General features: G+C 45.9%; 5 protein-coding genes. 1 reads left to right on the plus strand and 4 read right to left on the minus strand.

Annotated features, from left to right (window positions below):
• The 3 genes from V6C93_RS36205 to V6C93_RS36215 form a co-directional block, all read right to left on the minus strand.
• Positions 1-2,686, minus strand: a 2,686-nt coding sequence (locus tag V6C93_RS36205) for a GAF domain-containing protein (protein WP_333481540.1), incomplete at its 3' end; no start/stop codon positions are given.
• Between the two features lie 883 nt (positions 2,687-3,569).
• Positions 3,570-4,751, minus strand: a complete 1,182-nt coding sequence (locus tag V6C93_RS36210) for an FAD-binding oxidoreductase (protein WP_333481541.1) — start codon at positions 4,749-4,751, stop codon at positions 3,570-3,572.
• A gap of 27 nt (positions 4,752-4,778) precedes the next feature.
• Positions 4,779-5,741, minus strand: a complete 963-nt coding sequence (locus V6C93_RS36215) for an isopenicillin N synthase family dioxygenase (RefSeq protein WP_333481542.1) — start codon at positions 5,739-5,741, stop codon at positions 4,779-4,781.
• Between the two features lie 151 nt (positions 5,742-5,892).
• Here V6C93_RS36215 and V6C93_RS36220 point away from each other — a divergent pair, with 151 nt between their 5' ends.
• Positions 5,893-6,450 carry a sterol desaturase family protein gene (locus tag V6C93_RS36220; protein ID WP_333481543.1) on the plus strand — a complete coding sequence of 186 codons (558 nt, stop codon included), beginning with the start codon at positions 5,893-5,895 and terminating at the stop codon, positions 6,448-6,450.
• Between the two features lie 138 nt (positions 6,451-6,588).
• On the opposite strand, the gene V6C93_RS36225 is transcribed toward V6C93_RS36220, so the two are convergent.
• Positions 6,589-7,047, minus strand: a 459-nt coding sequence (locus V6C93_RS36225; RefSeq protein WP_333481544.1) for an amidase family protein, incomplete at its 5' end; no start/stop codon positions are given.

The following is a 7,047-nucleotide window of genomic DNA, read 5'->3' on the forward strand; positions in this document are numbered from 1 at the left end:
TCACTTCAATTTCCGGATGCCCTCCGGCAGCCTTTAGACGATTTTGCAAAATCATCAGGGTACTATCCAGCCCTTCGTGTAAATCGACCGGTTTGATTTCCGCTTCGGCAAAGCGGGAGAAGTTCCGTAATGCTGCCACAATTTCACAAATTCGCTCGGCTCCAACTTTCATGGAACTCAGCAGTTTTGGCAAGTCTTCTAGGAGAAAAACTAGGTCGATAGCGGCAATTTCCGATTCAATTTCTGGTGAAGGATCGGGGTAATGTTGTTGATACAGCTGGAGTAAGCCCAAAATATCCTGAGTGTAATCACTGGCGTGCATCAGATTGCCATAGATGAAGCTCACCGGGTTGTTGATTTCGTGTGCCACGCCAGCGACGAGTTGTCCAAGACTGGACATTTTTTCACTTTGCACCAGTTGGGCTTGGGTTTTCTGAAGTTCAACTAAGGTTTGCTCTAATTGTTGAGCGTGTGACTGAGCTTGTGCAGTGGCGATACAACTTTGCTCGTAGAGTTCGGCTTGTTGGAGAGCGATCGCTAACTGGTCAGCGACCTTACAGATTAATTCCAACTGCGAATCTTGCCAATGGTAAGGGCCCGTATCCATCACGAGTGCCAGTGCCCCCCAAAGCGAGTCTCCAAAGTGTAGTGGCACTAATAACCACGCTCCCGGAAACGTTGGCGCTTTGCTTCTATCCTTGCCTTCAAAGCTATGGGTATCGTCAATCCAAACCACTTCTAACCGCTTGAGTTGATCGGTAATCGGATTATTTTCATCGGGAATTTCCAGACCTAGACAGGTTGGTGAACAGGCGTGTTTGCAAGACTCGGCTACACTCACCCAACGCTTCTGTGCAGGTAAATATTGCACGATTTGAGCGCGGTCTACTTCTAGAAGTTTCTCAATCTCACGAGTGGCTGTGGCAAAAATGGTTTGTAAGTCTAGAGAACGGCGGATTACCTGAGTCAGCTGATTGAGAGCCTGTTCTCGTTTAGCTTGATACTGAGCTTGTTCATAAAGTTGGCTTTGCTGGATGGCGATCGCAACTTGGGACGCTAAGGAGGTGAGTAAGTCAACCTCCCATTGCCCCCATTTCCGGGGTTCTGAGCAGTGATGGGCAACGAGCAATCCCCACAATCGTGGGATTTTAGATTTGGGATGTTCCAGGGTTGGTTCGCTTTGCAGAATCGGTACGACTAGGTTAGCTCGCACCTGCATCTGCTCTAGTAAATCAACATGGCACTCGTCTAAATTGGCGGTGTAGATGTCCTCGATCGCCTTGACTCGACCCAGTTGGTAAGGCAAAACATAGGCATCCTCAAAACAAGGGTCGTGAATGTTTCGTCCCAGAATCGAGAAGCAACTAGAAGCCACTGATTCCACAACGACATTCCCACTCCAGTTTGACTCGAAGCGGAAAAGGACGACTCGGTCAGTTTCCAGAACCTGTCGCACTTCAGCCGCCGTAGCCTTGAGGATTTCCTCCAGGTTCAAAGATTGGCGAATGCGAAGAGCGATCGCACTAACTAAGCGTTCCCGTTGAAACTGCTGCTGTAGGGCTTCTTCTGCCTGCTGGCGCTGAGCAATTTCGGTTTGAGCTTGCTGGTAAAGCTCAGATTGCTGAATTGCGATCGCGGCTTGGGTTGCCAGGGAACTGAGCAAATCGATTTCCAACGGTTGCCACTTCCGGGGTTTTGAACACTGCTGAGCAACCAGTAATCCCCACAATTGCTCTTCCTGGACAATGGGGACAACGAGGTTCGCTCTGACCTGAAACTTAGCGAGTAAATCGCGATGGCATTGAGTTAAACCCGCGCTGTCGATATCCTCTAGCGCCTGAACTCTTCCTTGTTGGTATAGCTTGATATAGGCTTCTGCAAAATGGCGATCATTGATGCTGATTCCTGAAATGGGCATCCAGTGAGGCTCTACTGATTCTACTACAATGACCCCACTGCCATTTGGATGAATGCGGAAGATAATCACGCGATCACAGCCGAGAAATTGCCGCACTTCGGCAACCGTCGTGTTGAGAATCTCTTCCAGGTTTAGGGACTGATGAATGCGTTGTGCGATCGCGCCGACCAACTGTTCCCAGAGAAATTGCTGCCGTAGTGCCTCTTCTGCCTGCTTACGACTCTCCTCTACAGTAGCTCTAAAGTGTACCTCACTCTGCCGCAGTGCCTCTTGTGCCTGCTTGCATCCAGTAATGTCTTCACAAACTAGAGTGATGATTGGTTCTGATTCAGCGGTTGGAACTAAGCTAGCCTTTGCTCTGACCCACATAACGCTACCGTTTTTGCGGACAAGGCGGCCTTCCCATTGAGTAATCTGATTTGGCTGTTGCAGTACCTCTGTCAACTTAGCTTGACAAATGGCTTGGTCTTCCCAGTAAACAAAATCACTGACCGGCTTTTGGGCTAGCTCAAGAACGTCATAATCTAGGTAAGCAGAGGCGAACTGACTGGCTGAAAGAATGGTTCTCCTCGAATTGAGCGCGAAGCCAATACAGGGAAGACTATGATAGAGGGTAAGAACATTCTCTAACTCCTTTCTATTTGGCTGTAGGGTTTGGAGGTTTTCAGGCTGGTTCTGGTTACTACCCCTGTCAATTGACTGAATCTGTCTGAGGTCGGCTTGATTCTGAGGAGACTCATGCGACTTATATAAATGATTGACGTTCATGTTCCAGTTCCTAACCCTCAAAGGACTCGCCTATTTAAAACTTAGGTTACTTTATTGATAATTGATGCCTTTTTTTAACAATATTAAAAATTAATTAAAATTAAAATTAATTAAGAAACATCATTTATAACTAATTTTTAATCCCACGATTAGAATGATTAGGAATATTTTTTGAGAAAGTTTTTCTCTCAGCTCTGGCTTGGATAAACTTCTAGTTACTTCTATTCTAAACCTCGAATTTATGATGAACATAGGAAAGTTAAGCCATGCTCAGTGACCAAGTTTAGCGTGGAAGAAAGCACCGCTGTTAATGCGACAACCTTCCATGCTGATTGGTTTGGGTTAACAGCGGTCAGATGGCAGTTGACACTTTTTTTAAGGGTAGCCTCACACTTAGGGATGTTTTTTTGTTCACTAGTTACTGCTCACTGTTCACTGGTCACTAAAAAGGTGAATCTACCTTAAAAATAAGCTTAGAGTGGGGTAGGACACCTGAGTTGTTCTTGAAGTTTTGCTAATCTTGAGAACGTTAGATTTCTTCGCGTCTGTCCCAAGTATGGGTATTTAACCGGACATGAGACCAGCCGTATGGGGAGTGGCCTGAGCTAGTGCTTCGGTCAATCAATGAACAGCTCGTGTAAAACAGTAACCCGGTTTCTTCAGGGGGCAAGAAAGCCCACCAATAAAGCCCCAGTAATCAGTTGGGAGTTGACGTTTTTTGTCTGAGAACTCTACTACTCAGGGATGTTTTTTGTTCACTGCTCACTGTTACTAGAAAGATATAGGGGCGTACAACAATACGCCCCTTACCGCCAAAGGAGGTTACTTATGACCAAGTAGATGCCCCTGAAAGTTTATGATTGTAGCACCTAAAAGCTATAGCTTAAATACAGGCGCGATCGCTAAATGACAATTGATTGATAATCGAGTCATCTTGTCCAGTTGCCCAGTTCGCGAAATGCTTGGCTAGAGGAGGTACAAATACCAGAGGGGTAGACAATCCGGAAAATACATAAGCGCCCTCTACGTTACTGAGTGGCCCAACAACAGAAAGGCGATCGCTACTAAAAGCAACCAGGCAGTGATGCCAAGTTCCTGGTAACTTTTCGAGAGCCGGTAAGATTTTCCCCACTTGGGTACGAATGGCTGCTTCGCTGGCAGATGAGTCTACCTTAGCATAGGGGTCAGTAAGAATGCGGCTGAGTTGACCAATGCGTAAAGTACCATCGAGAAATTGAATGGCACCCGCGTCTAAAATGGGTGGCACTGGCTCATGATTGGGTTCATCCCATAACGAATCAACCTCAGCCTTGCTAGCTTGTGCTTCTAGTGCAAACCGTTTGGTATCCGCTGGCATCACCACGGTTCGCAGTTGGATCTCAACGGGTGGAATTTCAATCATCTCCGCGTGGGAGAAATACAACCGGATAGGAATTTGTGCGGCTTTGAGTAAAGCGCGACTTAAACCACCGGCACAGATAACCGTGTTGGCAGCGTGATAGGTTTGGTTGGCTGTTTTTACACCTTCAATGCGAGTCCCTTGTCGCAGCAGTTCAATTACTTGAGCGATTTGAAGTTCGCCACCGCAACGGCGAAAGGCTTCGAGGTAGGCTTGGGTCGTTTTTTCAGGATGGATGTGTCCGTGACGAACCGTCAGTGCACCTGCGATCGCATTTGGATTGAGCAAAGGTTCCAGTTCACAGGCGTCTTCTACACTGAGTAAGCGAGGTGCGATCGCAAAACCTGCATAGTTGGCGCTTACCTTTTCTAGGTTATCTTCAGGAGTAAGAAACAGCAGCAAATCGAGTTCACGGAACTGGGTATCTGCATCTAATTCCTGAGATAATCTGCGGTGGTGTTCAATTCCCTCTTGGCACAGCTGATGAGTTAACTCGGATGTACCCGACCAGTAAGCCAGACCTCCATAACTATAACGGGTACCACTGTGTTGTAAAGTGACATCTTGTTCCAAAAGTAGGACACGAAAGCCTTTGGTTGCCAATTCGTAACCTAATGCCGCACCCGTAATACCCCCACCCACCACAATCCAGTCGTAAGTTTTCATTCAACTAAAGTTTCCCTTTTATCTGATCTAATACGTTTCTTGTAATCGACTCAACAGATAGTCGCCTGCGGTAATAGGAGGATAAAGTGGGGGGCGATTGGGTTGTTTGCAACTTTCCAGGCAGGCAATCTCAGTATCATTATTGGGATGGCAGAAAAAGGCCACTGAATAGCGGGAACGCTTGGCGCGATAGCTTTTGGGAATCATCACTCGATGCTGGGTAGAGCAAAATATATGGTTTGTCCACCGCTGCATTAAATCCCCGGTGTTGACGAGGATGGTATCAGGAATGCAAGGTGCAGCAATCCACTCACCTTGTGCTGTGCAAACTTCCAACCCACCCACTTCATCTTGAAAGAGCAGCGTAAAACTGCCATAGTCAGAATGTTCACCTGCACGCACTTGTCCGGCTTTAGGCGACTGCTGTATCGGTGGGTAGTGCAGAAGGCGAAGCGTATGAGCTTGCTGGGTGTGCCTGTCTGAGAAGAAAGACTCTGGTAGATTGAGGGCAACAGCAAAGGCTTTGCAGATTCTATCAGAGGCTTGTGCACAAGCGTTATAGAACTCCAAAACGGTTTGGCGGAAGTTATCTTGTCCTCTAGGCCATTGATTGAGAATCAAAGAGGATTTGTCTTCCATACTTTTTTCATCACGAATGACCTCTTTTCCAACATTAAAAGCTTCTTTTAAGTCTCCTGGTTGATTCGGCTCGAGGCGTTCTCTCTCAATGCCTACATAACCCCGATTACTGAACTCATCCGACCACGCTAGCTGACTCTTAACGGCAATAGGGAGGTCAAAGAACTGCTTGGCTTCGCTGAACAATTGGTCAATCATGATTGGAGAAATTCCAAAATTTTTCAGGTACATGAACCCGATTTCATGGCAAGCTTGATAGATTTGATAACCAACAATTGGCTGTTGGTCATTTTTCTCGTTAAGAAACGCTGCAAAATCAATAACTGGAATTTCAACGGATGGGGTAGACAAGTAACTCTCCTCTCTGGTTCTTTGTAACCATGTTTCCACTTCCCTTACCTTTATTAGCTAATTTTTTGATGAACAAATAAATTTTAACCCTGATTTAAGTAAAGCTTAATTTTCATCGATTAATTTAACTCTGTGGCGTGAGACATTCATTATGGAATTTATTAAGGCCGTTTTGGTAGCTTTAGTGATGTTGCTCATTGGAGATTTTCTATCTACGTTTTTCTACCATGTCCCCGAGCATATTTTTGGAAAATTTCATACATTGGTTCATCACAGCAAGAATCGTAGCTTTATTCATTATGCTGTTTTGACGAAAAACCCATTGGTACTGCTTGATGGCTTACTTGGGGCTGTGCCCTATTTCATGTTTGTCCCCTGGTTTTGGGCTATATCTCCTCCAGGCACTGTTCTAGGGCTTTTGTTTGGTGAGTTTCATGTTGTGTGGCGGCATACTTCTATGCTCAATTATCAAACCCCTGTTTTTATTGAGCGTCTTTGCAATTTATTGTTGATCACAACTCCTGAACGGCATTGGCTTCATCATCAGGATGCAAAAGTTGCCTATGGGGATATTTTCACGTTTTACGATCAGCCAGCAAGAGCTTGGTTCCGAGTTTTGTTGTTGCTCAAGAAGAAATTCAGGAAAATTGGGGCTCGACGTAATAAACAATATCTTGAAACTGACACCTTTACCGCAAGAATTCAATAATATCGTGCCCCTGCAAACGATGGTTTTGCGATCGAGCAACCTAGCTTAAAAATAGAAATCAGGAGTCAGGAGTCAGGAGAGATAGAATTCTAAAGTACCTCAGAGTTGGGGGATATGAGGGGGCATTCCAAGAGTCAGTCAGGGCACGACTGGAGCAGAAACAATTCCTTGAGTTTCTAGTACAGCCGCAACTCGTAAAATTAGTGCCTCATTGTAAGGTGCAGCAATAATTTGTACTCCCAACGGTAAGGCTCCAGGACGTTGAATTGGAACAGATAAGACAGGTAAACCAATAAAAGACAACGGTTGTGTGTACATTCCCAAATGGGCACGGATGGGTACTTCTTCCCCAGCAATAATCATCATTTCTTGACCGAGTGGTGGGGCAACACAAGGGGTTGTGGGGGCGAGAATAATATCAATATTTTGGAAGATTTCCCGGACGCGATCGCGATACCACTGCCTGAACCGTTGCGCCTGAATGTACCAATGAGAGGGAATTAAGGCACCAGCTAAAAAGCGATCGCGCGTTGCAGGGTCAAAATCTTGAGGGCGCGATCGCAAGTTAGTAAAATGCAGATTTGCCCCCTCAGACGC

Origin of the sequence: Allocoleopsis sp., assembly GCF_036703385.1 — a bacterium.
GTDB lineage: Bacteria > Cyanobacteriota > Cyanobacteriia > Cyanobacteriales > Coleofasciculaceae > Allocoleopsis.